Here is a 20,536-nt window from a genome sequence, read left to right as displayed (position 1 = left end):
TCATTTTGCGGGGGGTGCTTGCATGCACCCTCTTTCCCCTTGCAGACTCTATAACGTGTTTTCTCGGACCGAGAATAGGAAAAATCGGCCGGTTGCACGTTTTCAGATTTTCAATCGATTGAAAATAAAATACCGAACAAAATCCTTGGTTTCCCAAGGTTGCAAATGACCAAATGAGGAATTTTTCCGTTATCGAGAGCGGATATGAGCCGAATTCATCCCTTCCGCTTGAGAAATCCGTCCGGCGCCACGGTAATCAGAAGTTTCTTGTCGATCCGGCTGTCGATTTCAAAATCCGCATTGCCCTTCAAAAACGCATGAACAGCAGATTTCGGACTGTTGCCGGGACCCCACGGGCGATCAGCCGAAAGCCGTTCCGGCATGTCCTCGACCAGGGTGTCGAAGACAACACAATAACTTCCCGGAGAAACCATCGGCGCATAGGCCTCGAGTTCAGCGAGGACGTGATCATGGGTATGGTTGGAATCCAGGCACACCAGGATCCGCTTGTAACCGGAGGCGATCGCGGCCACCTGGGCGATGGTGTCGGCGGCGATGCTGGAGCCTTCGATCATGTCGATGCGCGGAAACAGCGGATGCGCCTCGATGGCTTCGCGATTGTGCGAGCGGATATCGATATCGATGCCCAGCACCTTGCGCGCCGGATTGCGCGGATCGAGCATTTCGCCACGCTCTGTCGCGTCACATAGATCGAGAAGTGCCAGCAGCGAAGCCGAATAGATCAGCGAGCCGCCATGGGCGATGCCGGTTTCGATGATCAGGTCAGGCCTGACCTTCCAGACCAGTTCCTGAAGCGCCCAGGCGTCGTTGGGAAACTGGATCGCCGGGCGTCCGAGCCAGGAGAAATTATAGGCCCAGTTGTGCGGCGCGATCTCGCGCACCCATGTCCGCGACAGCGCCTGCAGATCGGTGTCGGCAACAAGACCGTCGATGTTTTTCTCGACCTCAGTGCGGAATGTTTCATGCGGGTCCATCTGTAAATTCCTTCCAGTTCCGCGTCTGTGACGCGATTGCCGCCAAGCCGTCGCGACCGCAATTGGCCACCAGATCCAGCGCCGTGACATGGGGCGTGAACGCGCCATGCACTTGCGGATAGGGCAGCCGTTGATAGTCCATATAGGACACCGACACGGCTTCAGCCTCGAAACGCTCATGGTCGAGGTAGTTCCGTGCGCCATGTCCGGTGATGTAGTCGCTGCCACCGACCGCCTTGACCAGCGCCAGCACCCGGTCGCTGCCGGAGCCCTCGATGCCCAAAACGCGTGAATCGGCGAAACGGGTCGCGCGATCCAGCCCGAAATATCGACACAAAGCCAGCATGCTCTCTCGGGCAAGGTCCGCAACGGTCTCGTGCTCGCCATCAATCACGGTTTTTGCCAGCGCCAGCGCGTCAGCCGCATAAGGCGCGCCGTCAAAGCTCTGCGTCAGCATGGCCAGATGGCGATGGTGCCAGTCGGGAGAGGGCTGCAGCCGGACTTCGTCGATTGTCTGCCCCAGTTGATGATTGTGCAGCGGCGCGGTCATCCAGGCCATCCCGCCGGGCATCTTGACCTGAACCCGGTTGGAAAAACTGCCCTTGGAAAACTGGACGTCGTCATAGTGGATGAACACGTCGGCCAGACGGATCTGCTCGAGCATGCCCACCCAAGGAAAATACATCGACTGGCTGATCACCACTCTCATGGCACGAAATGTTCCATTTTACGTGTCGTCACCAATTCCCGGAAGCCATTGATCAGGCCGGGGTCGCTGAGTGCCGGGCATGCGCTCGGGGTTCGTCGTTCGGGCTGAAGGCCTATCCTGGCAAGGTCGTGGCCGCGCGCCGCCTGCTCGATCACCAAGGCGGCGAGATAGGTCTTGTGGATGAAACTATGTCGGTTCCAGGCCTCTTCCGAAGCCTCGGGATCGGCGGGACTCCATGCCTGGCCCAGCATGGGGCCTGAATCGATCCCGGCGTCGACACGGTGAAGGCTGGCGCCCAGAACTCGTGCTGATGCCGCCCGCGCCGCCACCACCGCACCTATTCCCGGAAATCCGGGAAGCAGGGAAGGGTGAATGTTGAGCGTCGTGAAAGCGCCAAACAGTTCTTCAGAGACCAACCGTGAAAAGCTCAGCAATGCAGCCGTTGCGCCAAACCGCTTGATTTCGCCAGCTGCCCGAGACGAAAAAGCCAGCCGATCCGGTTCGTCGATCCGGCAGGTCGCAATCGATCGGACCGCAGCACCGCTTTCCGCGCCACAGGGCCTGTCTACGATGACAAGTATGTCGGCGGCAGTCACCAGGCCTGCTGCGGCTGCCAGATCATAGGCTTGCAGCACGGACCCGCCACCGGCAGAGCAGATGATGGCGAGTTTCATGTGCATGGCTCTGCGGCTGTGATCCGGTTGCCACAAAATCCCGGCTTGCCATTCATGTCAGGAACACCAGGTCGCGGTCATCGGCGGAAAGTTCGGGCATGCCTGCCATGGCTTTGCGTGCAATCGATGGATTGAGCCCGACATAAAGGGTGCGGGTTTCACGGGCGAGTTCGGACGGCGCGACAATCGGCACGTCGAACAATCTGCGCCCCTGCTGGTAGGGGCTCTTGTCGAGGAAGCACCGGACATTTTCAGAGTGGCTCAGTTGCGAGTAGATATAGGCGCCATAAAAACCGGATCCGTAAATCGCCGCCGGCGCCTCTGCCACGGCTTCCTGCTTGCCAATCACCTCACCGACCCCGTCCCAGAACGCCGCAATTTCCTTCGCCTTGGCCTCAAGGGCCGCGAGCTGCGCTGGTTCTGGAGTGGAGGCAACCGCTGGCTGGTCTGACTTGACGCCGCGCACCACCATGGCCCCCCGGTGGATGTCTGTATCGATCTGGATGTTGGAGAAACCGGCCGCTGAAAGCAAACAGGTCATCGATGTCGCGGTGAAGTGGTTGACGTGATCGCTGACGACGAAATCGGCAATATTGCCGAAGGCATCGGGGATGACAGTGTAGAAAACGCCGCCGGTCTTGAGCAATGACGCCACGTGAGCGATCGAGGCAGCCGGATCGGGGATATGTTCGAAGGCAAAAAAGCTCATTACCATATCGAACTGACCGGCCCAGTTGTCCGGCGTCTCATGCAATGCCCAGTGGCTTTCGTCGGTGATTTTTTCCCAGAAGGGAATATACATCCGGCTGACATCGAACAGGTGAATATCGGTGGCCGGGATTGAGGACTTCAATCTGCGCGCCATGTCGGCCTTAGCGCATCCGTAGTCGAGCACCTTCATGCCGGCGACGATGTCCTGCTTCTCCTGCAAAACGCGGAGTTGGTGGTCGGTTCGGTAAATGACGGTGTCACCGTCGGTTTCGTAAATCTGATCTTCGTCCACGCTGCTGATCAGTATGGTGTAATCGCTCTCGTAGAAAGCCTCTACATCTTCCAAAGCATTCGTGCCCAGATGGCCGCAGGATCGACAGAAGCTGACTTCCACTCTTCCTGGTCGCAATTGGCACAGCGATGTCAGGCCTTGTGCCGAACGCGACTTGAAAATGATGTCGAAATCATCGGAGCCACACACATTGCAGCGATGTTTCACGGCATCAGTCATTGACGGTCTCCACAAACAATTCCGGATGCACCGTCCGGAAATCGACGCCAGCGGCAAAGGAACCTGTCCAGCCGTGGCTTTGTCCTGTCGGGTTGGCCAGATTGTAGTATCTGAACTGCATCGACCAGCGCGGCTTGTCGCTTCGATTGTAGCCCGAGGCGTGAAGCAGCAGAAAATCCAGGACCACAAGGTCGCCGGGTTTTGACAGCGGTGCCACTTGCTCATAGCGAGACAGCACATCGTCTTCACCGGCAAGCTTGAGCGCATAGGCGCCGCTGCGGCCAGCATTTTCGGGATCCGCATGACACACGGCGAGCGGGCCTTCCCGCTGCGAGCCGGGGCAGAACATCACCGGCCCCAGATCAGGCGTCACTTCAACCAGCGGCGACCAGAACACCAGCCCGTCGGGGCTCTTGAGCTGTGCCGGATATTCCTGATGCCACATCGCCCGGAACTTGTCTTCATTGGGATTGTCGATGCGAATGCCCGATCCGCCAGCGGCGAGGCCCGGCACCGCGCCAGTCCGCAATTGCCGCATCAGATCTTCATGCGTCGCATGGGCGATCAGCCGGTTGAAGGCCGGGATTTCCTTGACCAGATCATAGACCTCGCCGCCCCAGCTGCGGTTGGCACGGATCAGGTCCATGTAGCCTGCGTCAAAGGTTTGAGCTGAGAATGCTGGTCTCGCGTCAGTCATCCCGTGCCGTGCCATGACTGCGCCGATGATGGCGTAAATGCCCTTCTGCACGGTCTCGACATCGGAAGGATCATAGAACCCTTGAATGACGAGGAAGCCGTTCTGAGTGAAGTCGTTCACTTGTGTCTGGTTCAGCTGCATTTTCGTGATCCTCAAGAGGTCGCTATGGCACGGAGGCGCAAGCGTATTGCGCGTTAGCCCTCGCTCAGGCGGCTTTCCAGAAGCCGTACCGGGAAAAGCATGCCGTCAATGATCTTGTAATACTCTGCCGCAGTCTGGGCATTGCCGATCGCCATGTCGAAATTGAGATGCCCCTCGGCATGGCCCATGAATTTCGGTATGTCGGCCCGGTAACGGTAGACGGGATTGAACAGTTTCAGGGCCTTGTCTCCGCCCCATGTCCGGATAGCGGCGGCGTAATCAGCCTTCTTCTCGTTGAACCCGGTGCGGTCGCTTTGGGATTCGCAATCACCTGCACAGGCGGAAATGAAACCCTCTTCCCAGCCGTTCAACTCTATGCCGTAGCGTTGTTTCAACCATTCGATGGTGTGCGCCACGGAGGCGGTGAGACCCAATTCTATCGGAAACGGAAAGTCCTTCGCTTCCAACTCGCCGTCATTTTCCTCTCGAAAGGTTTTGAGCCTTTCCGCGCCGAGCTTTTTGTCACCCAAACCTGCGCTGTTGGAAGCGCTGCAGGATCCGAACACCGAAAGCGGGCGCTCCCAGTAGATACAGGCATCCGCCATCATCACCGTCTTGCAATTGCTGTCATAGTCGACATTGGGATGTTCGAAATAGCGATTGGAGAAAGCGTCACGAATCCGTTCCATCAGGTCTTTTTTCAGCGCGCCGTGATAGACTCCGAATGGGCAGGCCGGACGGTCCTTGGCACCTTCCCAGAAGAACATCTTGCGCATCAAATCCTTCTTTTCCATGTGGATCAGATGGCTGCCGGTCGGGATTTTTGTGATCTGGGGTAGCGGCCTGGCTTCAGGCCAGACGTAGTAGGAGCGGCCCCAGCTGAAGGCATCGACGCTGGGAACCCGGTCACTGGCTACCCTAAGAGCTTCACACAGTTCCGGGTCCAGATAGTCGTCATCGCCGATGAAGCTGACCCATTCGCCACGTGCATGCGGCGGCATTCTTTCCCAATTGGACCTGAGCGAAAGTGGCTTGTCCTCGGGCGGCAGGCGCCGCAACCGGCTGTCATTGATTTCTTTGACGAAGTCCGCCAACGGTGCCGCATCGTCGGAATTGTCGCCGATGAGGATTTCGAAGTCATCGCGTGGCGAGGCCAACATGTGGCGCACCGCATCCATGGCGTAGATCTGGCGATTGCGGGTGGGTATACAGATGGTCAGCCGGGTCATCGTGCAAAGGTCCGGACGCCTGATGCAACATGCTCTACCGGCAGAATGGCATGTTCGCCGAAGCGATAAAATTCAGCCGGTGTTTGCGAGGGGTCTGCGTCTTCGCGGATATAGAGATAGTCCTTGAGGACGCCGCACATTTCATTGGTCGAACGTTCACCCTGAAACGGCAGAGGTTTGAAGCACTCGCGCCATTTTCCGTTCTCCCAGGTATCAAAGCCGCGCTCAAAGAAGGCCCTCTTGTCTTCGTAATCCTGCTTCACGTGCACATTTTTCAGTTCATCGACGGCCGCGCGGGCAAAGTTCTCGGGAAACCCAGTCAGATCGATCCCGTAGGTGCGGCAGAACCACGACGTCGTTGAAGCGATCGATGCGCAGATCGATGCGCCCTTGTCGCTGATTGGAAACGGAAACACCGGGTCGTCCATGTCGACCTTGCCCCTGGTTTCTTCCTTGAAGACCCTGGCGCGTTCGATCAGGGTCTTTTGTGATTTTGTACCGGCCGAGTTGGAAGCCGCACACGCGCCCAGTACGGAGAGTGGCCGCTGGCAATGAACCAGCATGCGCGCTTCACGGATGGTCTTGCAGGTGCTTTCGAAATCGACCACGGGATGCTCGAAATAGCGGCCGCCATATTTGCGCTTGATGCGCTCCATCAGCGATTTCCGGATCGCGCCATGATAGACGCCAAAGCCTCCGGCGGGGCGGCGCGTACCTTCAGACCAGCGGAAAAGTCGGTCCTGAACGTCGGATTTGATGACCACCAGGGTTTCATGGCTGACCGGCAGCACCGACAATGCCGGGCTTGGCCGGTTGTCCGGCCAGTTGAAACTCATTCGGGCCCAGCTGACGGCCTCGACTTCGGGGTAGAGCCGCTCGTAATATTTGAGCAGCAAAACAAGTTTCGGATCGAGATAATCATCGTCACCGATCACCGATACCCAGCGGCCCTTGGCCTGCCCGGCCAGGCGTTCCCAATTGTCGACCATGGGCAGCACCGTGTCCTCAGGTCCGATTAACCGGAAGCGGGAATCGTGGAAATCTGTGGCAAAGAAATCGGCCAGCACCGAGCCGTCATCGGAATTGTCGCCGACAATGACTTCGAAATCCGTGCGGTCGCTGGCGGCGAGTGCGCGGATCGTTTCGATGCAGTATGTCTGCCTGTTGCGGGTGGGCAGGCAGATGGAAAGTTGGATCATCAGGTTTCTTCGCATGAGGCCTTAGCTGCCCCCAGCCTGTCAGGCCAAGCTTGCCCGGTGCTTGCCCTCTGTTAGAGCTTTGTATTCCAAGAGCCATTTTTGGGCTGTGGGTTCATACGCACTGGATTTTGCGGTCTATACCTGATCGATTGCGCGCAAATGAGTTGAATTGCCGGAGGGTGCCATGAAAATCACGGACGTTAAGACCTTTGTCGTTGCCAATCCGCCGCCACAAACTGGCGGACGCTACTTCCTGTTTGTCAAACTGACCACTGACGGCGGCGTCGTGGGTTACGGCGAAGCCTATGACGCCGCCTTTGATCCGCACCTGACCGCAAAGCTGATCGAAGATGTGGCTTCACGTTATCTGGTCGGCCGCGATCCGCATGACATCGAGAATTTCTTCCGGCTTTGCTATTCCTCCGGCTTCTCGCAACGCCCTGACATGACCATGATGGCCTGCTGCTCGGCGCTGGAAATGGCCTGCTGGGACATTATCGGCAAGGAAGCCGGCCAGCCGGTGCACAAACTGCTTGGCGGACGGGTGCATGAGGGGCTTCGCTCCTACACCTATCTCTATCCGGCCAGCGGCAGCGCCGATCCTCTGGCGACCGACACACCCAAGAACGTCTACAACGATCCCGAGCTGGCAGCAGCCGCAGCGCTTGAGGCCGTGCGTCAAGGGTTTACCGCGGTCAAGTTCGATCCGGCTGGTCCTTACCGGGTTCAGGGCGGCCATCAGCCGTTGCTGACCGACATCGATCTGTGCGCCCGCATGGTCCGCGCCGTCCGGGGAGCCGTTGGCACCCGCGCCGATATCCTGTTTGGCACGCATGGTCAGTTCACAGCCGCTGGCGCCATTCGCATGGCCCGCGCCATTGAGTCCGCCGACCCACTGTGGTTCGAGGAACCGGTGCCGCCCGACCAGATTGCCGCCATGGCGGAAGTGGCGCGCGCCACGTCTATACCGGTTGCCACCGGCGAACGGCTGGTGACCAAGCACGAATTCGCCCGTGTCATCGAGGCCCGTGCCGCTGCCATCCTGCAGCCCAATCTGGGTCGCTCGGGCGGAATTCTCGAAACCAAGAAGATCGCCGGCATGGCCGAGGCCTTCGGCATCCAGATCGCGCCGCATTGCTATTGCGGACCGCTGGTCGCCGCCGCCAACATCCAGCTTGCGGCGACGCTGCCGAATTTCCTGGTGCTGGAATCGATCAAGACCTGGGACGGCTTCCACGCCGAATTGCTGAAGAAGAAAATCGAGTGGGACGACGGTTATGTGATTCCGTCAGACGAGCCGGGCCTGGGCGTCGAGCTCGACGAGGCGGTCTGCGAAGCCAACCCCTGGAGCGGTGACATGTTGCATCTGGAAATGACCCGCGAACCGATCCGGTTCTGATTGTCCCCTTCCAGCTATGAGAGGGCAGCGTTATCCGATGCTGCCCTTGTCCCAATCCGGATTGTCAAAACTCTGGATTTCCACCCTGTAGCCATCAGGTGAATGAAACAACGAGCTGTAGACACCGAATTCGTCGCTGTGCTCGGGGCCGCTGACATAGGTTACGCCCTTGGCCTCGAGGAAGTCTCGCCAGCCATCGACATCCGGCGAGACGATGGTCAGCGTCACCCCCGCGGTGCCTTGCGGCCGGTCGGGAAGATTACAGACGCCAATGTAACTCAGCGGTGTCAGCCGGTAGATGTGGCAGGCGCCCTGATCAACGACGAAATCCAGTTCCATCACCTCGCGCAGAAAACGTGAGCCGCGCTCGAGATCGCTGGTGTAGGTGAAAACGATGGAATGGCTGATCGGCGGTCTGGTCATGGCGGGCTCCTGATATTGGCAGTTCCAGACTGCCTGCCACGTCATGATTCGGGCAAGAGGTCGCAGGGCTTTGCACAGGCTTGATCAATGCCACGCTTGACCTCGGTGCAGCAATTCGGGCAAACCGCAGCAAATGGCCCGGGCCGGCCTGATGCCGACCACTTGCGCCCCAACGTCGAGGAACCCATCGTGACCCGTCCCGTGCTGATCGCCCCGTCCATCCTGTCCGCTGATTTCTCCCGCCTCGGCGACGACATCGAAGGCGTCATGCGCGCTGGTGCCGACTGGATCCATCTCGATGTGATGGATGGTCATTTCGTCCCCAACATCACCTTTGGCCCCGGCATCATCAAGGCCGTGCGCCCGCGCACCAAGGCAGTCTTTGATTGCCATTTGATGATCGAGCCGTGCGACCTCTATCTCGAGGCTTTCGCCGACGCCGGCTGCGACATCATTACGGTTCACGCCGAAGCGACCAAACATCTTGACCGTTCATTGCAGGCAATCCGGGCGCTGGGCAAGAAGGCTGGCGTGTCGCTCAACCCGTCGACGCCTGAAAGCGTCATTGAATATGTGCTCGACCGGCTTGATCTGGTCCTGTTGATGACCGTCAACCCGGGCTTCGGCGGCCAGGCCTTCATTCCGTCCGTCGTCGACAAGGTGGCGCGGGTGAAGAAGATGATTGGCGATCGCCCTATCCACATCGAGATCGATGGCGGCGTGACAACCAAAACCGCCCCCCTGGTGGCCGCTGCCGGTGCCGATGTACTGGTTGCTGGATCCGCCGTCTTCAATGGCGCGGGCGAGGCCGATTGGGCCAAAAACATCACCGCCATTCGGCAGTCCGTATAAGGATTTCAAGCAGCCATAACGGCTTCGTTCCAACAAAAAACCCCCGGCGCAAACCGGGGGCTTTTTATTAAGTCCTGGTGCCGATCTCAGTCGTCGAGATTTTCAGGCAGCACCAGGTTGAGCACGATGGCGATCAGCGCTGCAGGCAGCAGGCCGCTGGTCAGCAGGATCTGGGCAGTCTTGCCGAGATGCTGAAGCGCTTCGGGAACCATCTGCAGGCCCAGGCCGATCGACAGTGCGGTTGCGAAGATCACCATGTTGCGACGGTTCCATGTGACGTCGGACAGCATGCTGACGCCGGCGGCGCAGACCATGCCGAACATGACGATGACGCCGCCGCCAAGCACATTGATCGGAACCGTGTTGATGATTGCGGCGATCTTCGGGATGAAGCCGCAGACGATCAGGAACAATGCTCCGATGGTCACCACGTGACGGCTCATCACACCGGTCATGGCGATCAGGCCGACATTCTGCGAAAACGAGGTGTTGGGCAGGCCGCCAAAAACGCCGGCAACCGCAGTGCCGAGACCATCGGCGAAGGTTGCACCTTCGATTTCCTTGTCGGTGGCTTCGCGACCTGCTCCACCTTTGGTGATGCCGCTGGTGTCGCCAACAGTTTCGATGGCTGACACAATGGCCATGAAGCACATGCCCAGAACAATGGCGAAGTTGAACTCAAAGCCCCATTTGAACGGGATCGGTGGTGCGAAATAGCTGGCACGCGCCAGGTTTCCGAAGTTCACCTGACCCATCATCAGTGCAACGATATATCCGACGATGATGCCGATCAGCACTGCTGCAACGGCTGCGAAACCGCGGGTGAAGAACTTGATTGCCAGGGTGACGACAATCACCACCAGCGCAGGTATCCACATCGCCAGGCTTCCGAATTCCGGCTTGCCCATCAGCGGAACGCCGCCGGCAGCATATTGAATGCCGACCTTGACCAGCGCCAGACCGATCATCAGCACGATGAGGCCGGTCACGAGCGGTGGCAGGGCATAGCGAATGCGGCCGACAAAGAAGCCGAGGCAGAAGTGGAAAATGCCGCCGATCATCACGCCGGTCATCAGTCCGGCGAGGCCAGCTGTTCCAAGACCTGCAACAGCCGGGATCATCACCGGAACGAAGGCGAAGCTGGTGCCCTGAACGATTGGCAAGCGTGCGCCGACCGGGCCCATGCCGATGGTCTGCAGCAGCGTGGCAATACCGGCGAACAGGATCGACATCTGGATCATGTAGGTCATGTCGGGGAACCCGAGTGCCCCCTGATCCGAGCCGAAGCCGATGCCGGCAGCACCGGCAACAATGATTGCCGGGGTCACATTGGAGACAAACATTGCCAGCACATGCTGGATCCCCAGCGGTATGGCTTTGGCAAGCGGTGGTGTGTAATTCGGATCCCGCAATTGTTCTGCGGTTCCAATCGATGTGTCGGCCATTAAATCAGGTCCTTTTCCCCAGGGGGCGATTGTCTTGCCGGTTCGCCGCCCCCAATTGCCGCGAACCGGCTGAATTGCCGGCCATTCCAGACTTTCCAATGACTGAAGCGAGCGTTTTCCCTTATCCCCAGCCGTCGCCCCACTTTCAAAGCAAGTCCCATGCCATCATATGCAGAGACTGTCGGTCAAGCCGGACAGTAGTCAAAGAAAATGCACTCTGCTTTCAAATTTTTCCTGAAGATGTTGAAGCTGCCGCGTTGTCTATCTCTGTGCGGATGCCCTTGATCACGTGATCGATGAACAATTTGACCTTCGGGTCCTGCAGCCGCTTGTGCGGATACAGACAGGAAAACGGTTGCGGCGTTGCTGGCGTTGAAGTCGCGACTTCGACCAGAGTGCCCGCATCAAGCTGACTTGCAACATTATAGCGGGTCTTGCTGGCAATGCCGCAACTGGCGAGCGCCCATGCAGTCAACACGTCGCCATCGTCGCTTTCCAGCGATCCTTCCGGGTGGAATCCACGGATCTCGCCGTCGACTATCAGATTCCAGTAAAACTCGGTTGCGCCGGGATAGCGCAGCAACAGGCACTTGTGCTTGTTCGATATGATCTCGTCGCCATCCCGGGGCATGCCGTGTTGTTTGATATAATCCGGTGAAGCGACCAGCACACGCTCGAAATCATGGATCGCGCGCACCCGCAGGTCGGAATCGGGCAGCGGCCCGAGCACAAAGGCGGCATCGAGGCCTTCCTGGGCGATATCGACCTTTCGATCCGACAGCCGGAGCCGGACATTGATATCGGGATATTCAGCCTTGAACGCCGGAATCAGCGGCGCCACCAGTTTCTTGCCCATTGCAAGTGGCGCCGAGACAAACAGGGTGCCTTTCGGCTGGGCGGTGATTTCGGCAATGCCGCCTTCGACTTCACGGATCGTATCAAGGATCTTGATCGCGCCCTTGTAGAACAACTCGCCATGCGCGGTGGCGCGCAAACTGCGTGTGGTGCGGTTGAACAGCCGGACGCCGAGGCTTTTTTCGAGGTCCGAGATGCGGCTTGACGAAACCGCGGCGGAAACCCGCAAGTCCCGCGCTGCAGCCGACATGCTGCCCAGTTCATACACGCGTACAAATGTCTTGAGCGTGTCCACATAGGCCATGATCTATATCCCCCGATATGCTTCTGGGAGCAGTTGATCGCGCAAAGCGATGATTGTCGAGAAAAAACAGAAGCCCAGGTCGATTGACTTGATCGCGGTGAAAATGTTCGCTGCCGAAAACCCTGTCAGCCGTGGCGTTTTAACCGGACCAAAGCCAGATCAAGTGCGGAGAGGAAGCGGGATCGGTCGGCCTTGACGAAGGGCGCCGGCCCACCGACTTGCGCACCGCCGGCTCTCAGGTCGGCCATGATCGAACGCGTCGCCACTGCCATGCCGATGGAATCATGTGTGAACGCCTTGCCGGTATGGCTCATCACAGCTGCCGCTTCTGCCTTCAGGCAGCGCTCGGCGAGAAGGATGTCGGCCGTTACCACCACGGACCGCTTTGTCACGTGCTCGACGATGCGGTCATCGGCAGCGTCGAAATCGCCGGGCACAATTTCGCGCTCCACCAGCGGGTCAGTCTCGATCCGAAAGAAGCTGTTGGAAACAAAGGTCACCTTGATACCGTGGCGCAGCGCCACCTTGACGCATTCCTCGCGCACCGGGCAGGCGTCGGCATCAACAAGCAGGCGGATCGGTGGGATATCGGGGTCTGGACTGGTCATGCCCGTCCAATAGCCCGTGCCGCCTGCTTAGCCAAGATGTTTGGAGCCAATCGGAACTGTTCCGGTTCAAGCAGGCTCGCCGGCGCGCGCCAGCATGCCAAACAGGTCACGCGGATCGTCCGGATCGGCGATCATGTCGAGCTGCAGGAAATGGCCGGTTTTCAGCGCCCGCTGATACACATATTTCAGAGCCGAAAAATCCTCGATGGCAAAGCCGACGCCGTCAAACAGGGTGATCTGCGAGGCTGATTTCCGTCCTTCCGCCTGGCCGGTGATCACCTCCCACAATTCGGTCACAGGGTAGTCTTCGGGCATTTGCTGGATTTCGCCTTCGATCCGGGTCTGTGGCGGATACTCGACGAAAATTTCCGAACGCAAGAGAATGTCCTTGTGCAATTCGGTCTTGCCGGGGCAGTCGCCGCCAATGGCGTTGATATGAATACCGTCGCCGATCATGTTGTCGGTCAGGATGGTGGCATACTGCTTGTCGGCGGTGCAGGTAGTAACGATCTGCGCACCTTCCATGGCTTCCTGGGAAGACTTGCAAGATGTGACCTTGAGACCGGAGCCGGCAAGGTTGCGGGCGCATTTCGCGGTGGCGTTCGCATCGATGTCGAAAAGCCGAACTTCTTCGATTCCGACCACGGCCTTGAAAGCCAGTGCCTGGAACTCTGACTGCGCACCATTGCCGATAAGCGCCATGACTTTAGAGCCTTTTGGCGCCAGATGCCGCGCCGCCATGGAAGAGGTCGCCGCGGTTCTCAGCGCCGTCAGCACCGTCATTTCTGACAGCAGCACAGGATAGCCGGATGAAACCTGCGCCAGCAGACCGAAGGCGGTGACGGTTTGCAGGCCCTGCTTGGTGTTGGACGGATGGCCGTTGACATATTTGAAGCCGTAGAGATCGCCGTCCGAGGTCGGCATCAGTTCGATCACCCCAACATCGGAATGGCTGCCGACGCGTGGTGTCTTGTCAAACAGCGGCCAGCGGGTGAAATCATGCTCGATCGCGTCGGCCAGTTCCTTCAGCACGGTTTCGATGCCGATGGAGTGGACCAGCTTCATCATGTTCTCGACGCTGATGAACGGCACATAGGCCAGATGGGAAGGGGGTGTCATTGAGTGTCTCCAGTCGTGAAAATGGCAGCTGTTTCGAACTTCAAAGACCCCTGTTGACCCGGTCAAACACCTTGCGGCCCATCAGGCTTGCGGTGAGGTCGACCATCAGGCGTGCGGTGCGTCCGCGTTCGTCGAGAAACGGGTTGAGTTCGACCAGGTCGAGCGAACTGACAAGCTGTGATTCATGCAGCATTTCCATCACCAGATGGGCCTCGCGGAACGTCGCACCGCCGGGAACAGTTGTCCCGACAGCCGGCGCGATGGCCGGGTCGAGGAAATCGACATCAAGTGAGACATGCAACAAGCCGTTGGCGTCGCGGACCTGATCCAGAAAGCCGCTCAGCGGTGCAACAATTCCGCGTTCATCAAGCTCGCGCATGTCGACCGGGGTGATGCCATGCGCACGCAACGCCTTGCGTTCGTCCGTGTCAACCGAGCGGATGCCGAACAGGCAGATACGGTCGGCGGGGACCGGATTGGGGAAGGCCGGAAATGCATCGAACTCACCAAGTCCGGCAATGTAGGCCATCGGTGTGCCGTGCAGATTGCCCGAGCGCGTAGTCATCGGCGTATGAAAATCGCTATGGGCGTCGAGCCAGAGCACAAACAACGGCCGCTGCTGCTGTTGGGCGTGAGCCGCGACCCCCGCCACTGTGCCAAGCGAAAGGCTGTGATCGCCGCCGAGGAAAATCGGAAATCCTGCAGCCATGGCCTCCTGCGCAGCCGAAGCCAGCGCTTTGGTCCATTCGATTGTCTCGGGGAGGTGATGTATCGCCGGGTTGGGACTGCTGGCGGCTGTCGGCGAACACGGTGCGACATCGCCGCGGTCATCAACTGTGCAGCCAAGGTCCTCGAGCGTGGCAGCCAGTCCGGCCACACGGTAGGACGCCGGTCCCATCAGGCAACCGGGATTGGATTGGCCGCTGTCAACGGGCGCGCCGACCAGAATACAATGTTGGTTCATCGGTTTTCCTCAATTCAACCAGACCCTCGCAGAGCTTGATGGCGGTTTGAATGGGAATGTTTGCCGTTCCAGCGGTGAAAACACCACTTGTGGCAGTCCCAATTTCCATTTTGGCAATTGATGAAGGTCTGGCGCGCATTTTTGCGGTCAGATTTCGGGGTATGGAACAAATGACTTGGCTATTTGCACAAGGGATTAATCCAATTATGATCAAATCGGAAAACCACCCAACCAGATAGGCAAGAGACAATGTCTCCTTTGGATGAAAATGACATTCGGTTGATTGCTGCACTTCGGCGCGACGGGCGGGCCTCGATCTCCGATCTTGCAGGCATGCTGAAACTGGCTCGCGCCACCGTGCGCAGCCGCATTGAGCGCCTTGTCGCCAGCGGCGAAATTGCCGGCTTCTCTGTCCTGACCCGAGCCGACGTCACCGCCGCGCCGGTGAGGGGGCTGACCCTGATCTGCATCGAGGGGCGGGGAACTGAACGGATCATCTCCCAATTGCAGGGCTTGCCCGCCGTTCAGGCGGTGCATTCGACCAATGGTCGCTGGGATCTGATCATTGAGCTGGCGACCGATACGTTGCAGCAGCTTGACGATACCCTGGTGCGTATACGTAAGCTGGACGGCATTACCTCAAGCGAGACCAATCTGATCCTCTCGTCGCGTCGACCGTCGACCCGGCGTTAGAGCATCGTCGGATTGGTAAGACGCATTCTGCCGCATTGGTTTCATGGGCTGAGACGGATTTTTGTCAGTCAGTCGAACGATGCTGTGGAATTGTCGCTGAAAAACCAGGCAGATCCGCCGCAGAGGGTTCAAGAGCGCTGCTCGACAACAACATGCTGATCTGAAGGTTCAGTGGGCATCATGTTGATCCGGCATCACGCGATGCGCATCTGGACAGAAACCGCTTTTATTCGCCGAAATTCAAAATTGTGCGTGAATTTTCATTTACTAACAGTTTGTTAACCAATTTTACATCTGAGAAAACTGAAGATTCGGTAGTATCTATGGTTGTGCAAATTGTAGATGAGCTGCAAAAAGCAGAACCAAGGGCAACGTTTCGGTTTGAATTGGAAGCAATTTCCGCGGACTGATGGAATCTCATTAAAATCATTATAGGATTCAATAGCAAAATCTGTATGAGGAAAGGCGAAATCAAATTATATACTTAAAGGATGTTGCCTGTTGGTGACAGATTCAAGATTCTGTTTTGCTGCAAATGGAATACCTGCTTGAATTCAACCCTAAGATATGGTCAGTAAAAACAAAGGCGATGCTCTATTGATTCAGCCACCGGGCATGCCAGTGTTTCGTTGGGGGAAAACGTGTTTCATTTTCGAAACAGACTCGCATGCTCTTCGTGTCTGACTGCGACCCTTGCTACTATTTCGGCAGGGATGACCTCGGCTACAGAAGCGAAAGACCTATGGAAAAATCTCCGTGGTGATACCGATTTAGCCAAAAAGCCTGAGGCTGCCAGGGTTTCCAAGCCTGTAAAGGCGTCAAAGCTGGAGACATCCGACGCCAGCTATGCGGTTTCGCAGCAGGACATGGATGACAATCTCGGGGTCCTTCTCGACCATTCCTATGGGGCTGCTACCGCGCCGCCCCGGAAATTTGTTCCCGGCATAGACGGTCTCGCCGGCGGCAAGAAATGGCATCCGCATGTTGAGTTTACCGTTGCGCCCGGCAGCCGCAGCATGGGTCAGGTCAATCTGTTTGCGCCGTTGGTGCAGACCCAGGATTCGATGCTGTTCACCGACTTGCGCGCCTCGGCCTGGACTGGTGATGTGCAGGAGGGCAATTTCGGGCTCGGCTACCGGCAAATAGTGCCTGGCGGCTTTTTCGGAACCGATGCTATTTTCGGGGTTTACGGGTTTATTGATGCCCGCCGCACTGCCTATGACAATATGTTCTATCAGGGCACGCTTGGCGCCGAGCTGATCACCGAGCACCTGGAATTCCGCGCCAACGCCTACTTGCCATCCGGAAAACAATATGTGGTCGGCGTAACAGGTGGCGGCGTCGCGTTGGACGGCTTCAACATCGTCAATGTCGGCACCGATCTGGTTGAGCGGGCGTTGCCGGGCTTTGATGTCGAAGCCGGCGTCAAGGTTGATTTTTCCGAAGTAGCCATCCGACTGAACGCCGGGTATTTCCGATTTGAACGCGGAAATACCCTTGTGGAAGGGCCTCGCTTCCGCGCCGAAGTCGAGATCGACGATCCCTTTGGGTTTGATGGCGCCAAACTCAGTTTTGGCGGCGAAATTCGCACCGACAAGGTGCGCGGCACCGAAGCCAGCGGTATCGTCCGTTTGCGGATGCCGATCGGTGGCGCCAGCCAGTCGGTCGAGGACGAGCGGCAACTGAGCGGTCTGGACCGGCTGATGAAACGGCGGGTGTACCGCGATGATGATATCGTTACGCCGGTGGTGCAAGGCGGCACGGTTCAGACCTTGGCGCCAGTCACGGATGCGGAGAGCGGTGAAACACTTCAGGCGTTTTTTGTCGCCAACACGGGGCGGGGGGCGGATGACTGCTCCAGCGTCGCCAATGCCTGCGAGTTCGTCACCGCCCAGGGACTTGCCGGTGCGGGCGACACGTTCCTGCCGGTAGATGTCGCCGGTGCGATCGGCAGCGTGTTCACGCTCAACAGTGATCGACAGCAGGTGATTGGTGCGGGCGATAGTGACGGCGCCACGGTGATCCTGCCCGATTCGGCCAGCAGTGTGTTGATCATCACCAGTCTTGGCGGGCGGCCAATCGTCTCCGGCATCAATATTGGTCATTTTGCCGACACCAGGATTGCCGGCCTGACCACCAATTCCGTGACGGGAATTACCGGCAGCGGATTTACCGGATCGGCCACGATCAATGACGTTATCACCACAGGCGGCGGTTTGGATTTTGCCAATTCTGCTGCGGTGATCAGCGTGACCGATGCAGCCCTGAACAATGGCGCCAATCCCGGCATTGTACTTACCAATCTCACGGGCTCCGCCAGCTTCACCAATGTTGATGTGGTGAGCACCGGCGGAACCAGCTTGAGCATTGATGGCGGTTCTCTCAACGCCGCATTTGACAGCACTTCGTCGCTGACCCAATCGGGGGCTGGCGCAACCATTGAAGTGCTCAACAGTCATTCCGGCACCCTGACCTCTGATGCAGAAATCAGCAGCACCAACGGTACAGGGTTTCAGTTCAACAATGCCGATGGCACCTACAATTTCAACGGCGCTTCCAATTTGAATGGCGGCGACGCTGGCATTGATATTCTGGGCGGCTCGTCCGGCACATTCACTTTTGGCGCCAATACGGCGATCCTGTCGCCAACGGGAATGGCCTTCAGCGTGGATGGCAGCACCGCCACGGTGAACTACAACGGTACGATTACCCAGAACAACGCTGCCAATGCGATCTCGCTGAACGGCAACACTGGCGGTTCGGGTAATTACCCACCCCTGAATTTATGATTTCGGGCCTTGATGTCGGCCTACGCCAAGACGGATGCGATAACCTGGAAGGGATTTGCGCCTTTAAGGCGGGCGGTATCGACGGTTGTGCGTACATCCGCCTCGGCTTGGGCGGCCCACATGGCGCGATATCCGTTTGTCACCTTTCTCTGAATGACCCATGGACGGAGCTTTCGCTCAGATGTGTTGTTGGTGACATCGACTTCTCCGGGATAGTCGCAAAACGTCAGCAGCTGATCGCGGGCCCGCCCGATCTTGGCCTGGAGCTTTTGGGCCAGGTCGCATGAAGTCGGGGCGCATAGAAGCCCCGCAAGCTGTTTATCGAATTTGCGCTTCTTGCTTGCGACGGTAGACGCAGCGAATGTGCTTATGGCTCTGGCGAAATCAAACACACGGCCAAACCAAAGCTGGAAGCGAAGAGGGAGATCATCCTCGCCATGTTCCAGCGCAAAGGCTGTATCACGCGCCAAATGTGCAAGGCAGGTTTGATGTCGATGGCCGTGAGATTGCTGGGCTGAATACCGATCAGATATCCATACCTCGGGGACATGGCCGCCCATGGTCTCGTGAACGACCCGTGCTGCACGGGAGTAATCGGGCTGGTGGACAACGGCATCCTTGCAATGAAAAACCCAGTGTTGGGCATTTGTGCCCTCAATACGCACACCGGTTTCGTCGCTGGCGACAACGCGGGCGGCTCGAAGGCTGGCCTTGGCGGCCTGTGCTGTGGCCTGGAAGCTCGGACGGGAGCGGGCAAACATGTTCAGTAATTACCCACCCCTGAATTCGTGATTTCCGGTTCTTCTACCGGCCTATGCCAGGACGGATGCGATGACCTGGAAGGGGTTTGCGCCTTTGAGGCGTGCGGTATCGACTGTCGTGCGTATGTTCGCTTCGGCTTGGGCGGCCCACATGGCGCGATATCCGTTTGTCACCTTTCGCTGAATGACCCATGGACGGAGCTTTCGCTCAGATGTGTTGTTGGTGACATCGACTTCTCCGGGATAGTCGCAAAACGTCAGCAGCTGATCGCGGGCCCGCCCGATCTTGGCCTGGAGCTTTTGGGCCAGGTCGCATGAAGTCGGGGCGCATAGAAGCCCGGCAAGCTGTTTATCGAATTTGCGCTTCTTGCTTGCGACGGTAGACGCAGCGAATGTGCTTATGGCTCTGGCGAAATCAAACACACGGCCAAACCAAAGCTGGAAGCGAAGAGGGAGATCATCCTCGCCATGTTCCAGCGCAAAGGCTGTATCACGCGCCAAATGTGCAAGGCAGGTTTGATGTCGATGGCCGTGAGATTGCTGGGCTGAATACCGATCAGATATCCATACCTCGGGGACATGGCCGCCCATGGTCTCGTGAACGACCCGTGCTGCACGGGAGTAATCGGGCTGGTGGACAACGGCATCCTTGCAATGAAAAACCCAGTGTTGGGCATTTGTGCCCTCAATACGCACACCGGTTTCGTCGCTGGCGACAACGCGGGCGGCTCGAAGGCTGGCCTTGGCGGCCTGTGCTGTGGCCTGGAAGCTCGGACGGGAGCGGGCAAACATGTTCATGATCGCGCCCTCGCTCGCATGGAGGCCGAAGATATCCATGAACACACCGCTCAGGCGTTCGTAAGACAATGCATGGAAACTCTTGAGGTAGATCGCCAGCGCGTGAATGCCTGGCCCGAACGGCGTTGCGGTTGCCACGGCAGGTGCGGTGGCTTTTGTCGTCGTGCCGCATTGCGGGCAATGACAGGAAAAACGCCGATGCCGGGTGACATGAGGACGGATCGCAGGAATATCGATCTCGTCATAGGCCCCGGCCAGCACCATCGTATCATCACCGGAAAACGCATGGCCGCATCTCTTGCAGGCGGTCGGTTCATGATCGCGAAACATGTCGGCAAAATCCGCCAGCACCCTATTGTGGGGTTCATGCCCGGGCTTGGCTCCACCCGGTCGTGAGTTGACGCGTTTCTCTTTCTTGTCCGTAGAGGGCGGCTTGGAAGACGTCCGAGAATCCTTGGCAGGCCGTTGGAGCCGAAGCACCATCTCGATCAATTCGTCCTTGCTCAGCTGCTGCAAATCAGTCCGATCCATATCATCATGGATTCAGACATTGTGGTGCATGGCAAGGGGGTGGGTAATTACCATTCTATGGGTGAAGCATCAGAGCATCTGGCGGGGAGCGCGCAGTGTGGAGACCAGGACTGCGGGGGAAACAGTCCT

The 20,536-nt window shown here is 58.0% G+C and carries 19 protein-coding genes and 1 pseudogene; 5 read left to right on the top strand and 15 right to left on the bottom strand.

What is annotated here, in order from left to right; all coding sequences use genetic code 11:
• Window positions 1–215: 215 nt before the first annotated feature.
• From IMCC20628_RS16575 to IMCC20628_RS16545, 7 genes are read right to left on the bottom strand one after another with little or no spacing between them, the layout of a single operon-like run.
• Window positions 216–995, bottom strand: a complete 780-nt coding sequence (locus tag IMCC20628_RS16575) for a cephalosporin hydroxylase family protein (RefSeq protein WP_047031133.1) — start codon at window positions 993–995, stop codon at window positions 216–218.
• On the bottom strand, window positions 982–1,704 hold the full coding sequence (locus IMCC20628_RS16570; RefSeq protein WP_047031132.1) for a WbqC family protein: 723 nt from the start codon (window positions 1,702–1,704) through the stop codon (window positions 982–984). Before IMCC20628_RS16570 ends, IMCC20628_RS16575 begins: the two co-directional genes overlap by 14 nt.
• On the bottom strand, window positions 1,701–2,378 hold the full coding sequence (locus IMCC20628_RS16565; protein WP_047031131.1) for a formyltransferase family protein: 678 nt from the start codon (window positions 2,376–2,378) through the stop codon (window positions 1,701–1,703). Before IMCC20628_RS16565 ends, IMCC20628_RS16570 begins: the two co-directional genes overlap by 4 nt.
• 52 nt (window positions 2,379–2,430) lie before the next feature.
• Window positions 2,431–3,600: a class I SAM-dependent methyltransferase gene (locus tag IMCC20628_RS16560; protein WP_047031130.1), complete on the bottom strand. Its 1,170-nt coding sequence runs from the start codon at window positions 3,598–3,600 to the stop codon at window positions 2,431–2,433.
• On the bottom strand, window positions 3,593–4,438 hold the full coding sequence (locus IMCC20628_RS16555; protein ID WP_047031129.1) for a phytanoyl-CoA dioxygenase family protein: 846 nt from the start codon (window positions 4,436–4,438) through the stop codon (window positions 3,593–3,595). Before IMCC20628_RS16555 ends, IMCC20628_RS16560 begins: the two co-directional genes overlap by 8 nt.
• 53 nt (window positions 4,439–4,491) lie before the next feature.
• Entirely contained in the window at window positions 4,492–5,667 is a 1,176-nt protein-coding gene (locus IMCC20628_RS16550) for a glycosyltransferase family A protein (protein WP_047031128.1), read from the bottom strand.
• Window positions 5,664–6,866: a glycosyltransferase family A protein gene (locus IMCC20628_RS16545; RefSeq protein ID WP_047031127.1), complete on the bottom strand. Its 1,203-nt coding sequence runs from the start codon at window positions 6,864–6,866 to the stop codon at window positions 5,664–5,666. Before IMCC20628_RS16545 ends, IMCC20628_RS16550 begins: the two co-directional genes overlap by 4 nt.
• 184 nt (window positions 6,867–7,050) lie before the next feature.
• Here IMCC20628_RS16545 and IMCC20628_RS16540 point away from each other — a divergent pair, with 184 nt between their 5' ends.
• Window positions 7,051–8,265, top strand: coding sequence for a mandelate racemase/muconate lactonizing enzyme family protein (locus IMCC20628_RS16540; protein ID WP_047031126.1), 1,215 nt, complete (start codon window positions 7,051–7,053; stop codon window positions 8,263–8,265).
• A gap of 30 nt (window positions 8,266–8,295) precedes the next feature.
• Here the strand turns inward: IMCC20628_RS16540 and IMCC20628_RS16535 are convergent, their stop codons facing one another.
• Window positions 8,296–8,688, bottom strand: coding sequence for a VOC family protein (locus tag IMCC20628_RS16535; RefSeq protein WP_245307807.1), 393 nt, complete (start codon window positions 8,686–8,688; stop codon window positions 8,296–8,298).
• A 189-nt stretch (window positions 8,689–8,877) separates the two neighbouring features.
• On the opposite strand from IMCC20628_RS16535, the gene rpe reads away from it, so the two are divergent.
• Entirely contained in the window at window positions 8,878–9,540 is a 663-nt protein-coding gene (gene rpe / locus IMCC20628_RS16530) for a ribulose-phosphate 3-epimerase (RefSeq protein ID WP_047032680.1), read from the top strand.
• An 86-nt stretch (window positions 9,541–9,626) separates the two neighbouring features.
• On the opposite strand, the gene IMCC20628_RS16525 is transcribed toward rpe, so the two are convergent.
• The 5 genes from IMCC20628_RS16525 to rocF all read right to left on the bottom strand — a co-directional run bounded on the left by IMCC20628_RS16525 (window position 9,627) and on the right by rocF (window position 14,835).
• Complete coding sequence (locus tag IMCC20628_RS16525) at window positions 9,627–10,985, bottom strand: nucleobase:cation symporter-2 family protein (protein WP_047031124.1); 1,359 nt, start codon at window positions 10,983–10,985, stop codon at window positions 9,627–9,629.
• Between the two features lie 223 nt (window positions 10,986–11,208).
• Entirely contained in the window at window positions 11,209–12,144 is a 936-nt protein-coding gene (locus IMCC20628_RS16520; protein WP_047031123.1) for a LysR family transcriptional regulator, read from the bottom strand.
• 125 nt (window positions 12,145–12,269) lie between these two features.
• On the bottom strand, window positions 12,270–12,752 hold the full coding sequence (locus IMCC20628_RS16515; RefSeq protein WP_047031122.1) for a YaiI/YqxD family protein: 483 nt from the start codon (window positions 12,750–12,752) through the stop codon (window positions 12,270–12,272).
• A 66-nt stretch (window positions 12,753–12,818) separates the two neighbouring features.
• A complete protein-coding gene (locus IMCC20628_RS16510) occupies window positions 12,819–13,871 on the bottom strand; it encodes an ornithine cyclodeaminase (RefSeq protein ID WP_047031121.1) in 1,053 nt (350 codons plus the stop codon).
• A 40-nt stretch (window positions 13,872–13,911) separates the two neighbouring features.
• Complete coding sequence (gene rocF, locus IMCC20628_RS16505; protein ID WP_047031120.1) at window positions 13,912–14,835, bottom strand: arginase; 924 nt, start codon at window positions 14,833–14,835, stop codon at window positions 13,912–13,914.
• A gap of 50 nt (window positions 14,836–14,885) precedes the next feature.
• On the opposite strand from rocF, the gene IMCC20628_RS25175 reads away from it, so the two are divergent.
• From IMCC20628_RS25175 to IMCC20628_RS16495, 3 genes are all read left to right on the top strand, one after another.
• Window positions 14,886–15,074: a hypothetical protein gene (locus IMCC20628_RS25175; RefSeq protein ID WP_156174542.1), complete on the top strand. Its 189-nt coding sequence runs from the start codon at window positions 14,886–14,888 to the stop codon at window positions 15,072–15,074.
• Window positions 15,075–15,084: 10 nt separating this feature from the next.
• Complete coding sequence (locus IMCC20628_RS16500) at window positions 15,085–15,528, top strand: Lrp/AsnC family transcriptional regulator (protein WP_245307806.1); 444 nt, start codon at window positions 15,085–15,087, stop codon at window positions 15,526–15,528.
• A 713-nt stretch (window positions 15,529–16,241) separates the two neighbouring features.
• Complete coding sequence (locus IMCC20628_RS16495; protein ID WP_047031119.1) at window positions 16,242–18,317, top strand: inverse autotransporter beta-barrel domain-containing protein; 2,076 nt, start codon at window positions 16,242–16,244, stop codon at window positions 18,315–18,317.
• A 20-nt stretch (window positions 18,318–18,337) separates the two neighbouring features.
• Here the strand turns inward: IMCC20628_RS16495 and IMCC20628_RS16490 are convergent.
• A pseudogene (locus IMCC20628_RS16490) lies at window positions 18,338–19,099 on the bottom strand (transposase); the annotation flags it as partial.
• A 30-nt stretch (window positions 19,100–19,129) separates the two neighbouring features.
• Entirely contained in the window at window positions 19,130–20,407 is a 1,278-nt protein-coding gene (locus IMCC20628_RS16485) for an IS66 family transposase (protein WP_047029005.1), read from the bottom strand.
• Window positions 20,408–20,536 lie beyond the last annotated feature (129 nt).

The organism is Hoeflea sp. IMCC20628 (genome assembly GCF_001011155.1).
Classification (GTDB): domain Bacteria; phylum Pseudomonadota; class Alphaproteobacteria; order Rhizobiales; family Rhizobiaceae; genus Hoeflea.
Note: the sequence above shows the minus strand (reverse complement) of the source record. Positions and strands in the feature narration are given on the sequence as shown.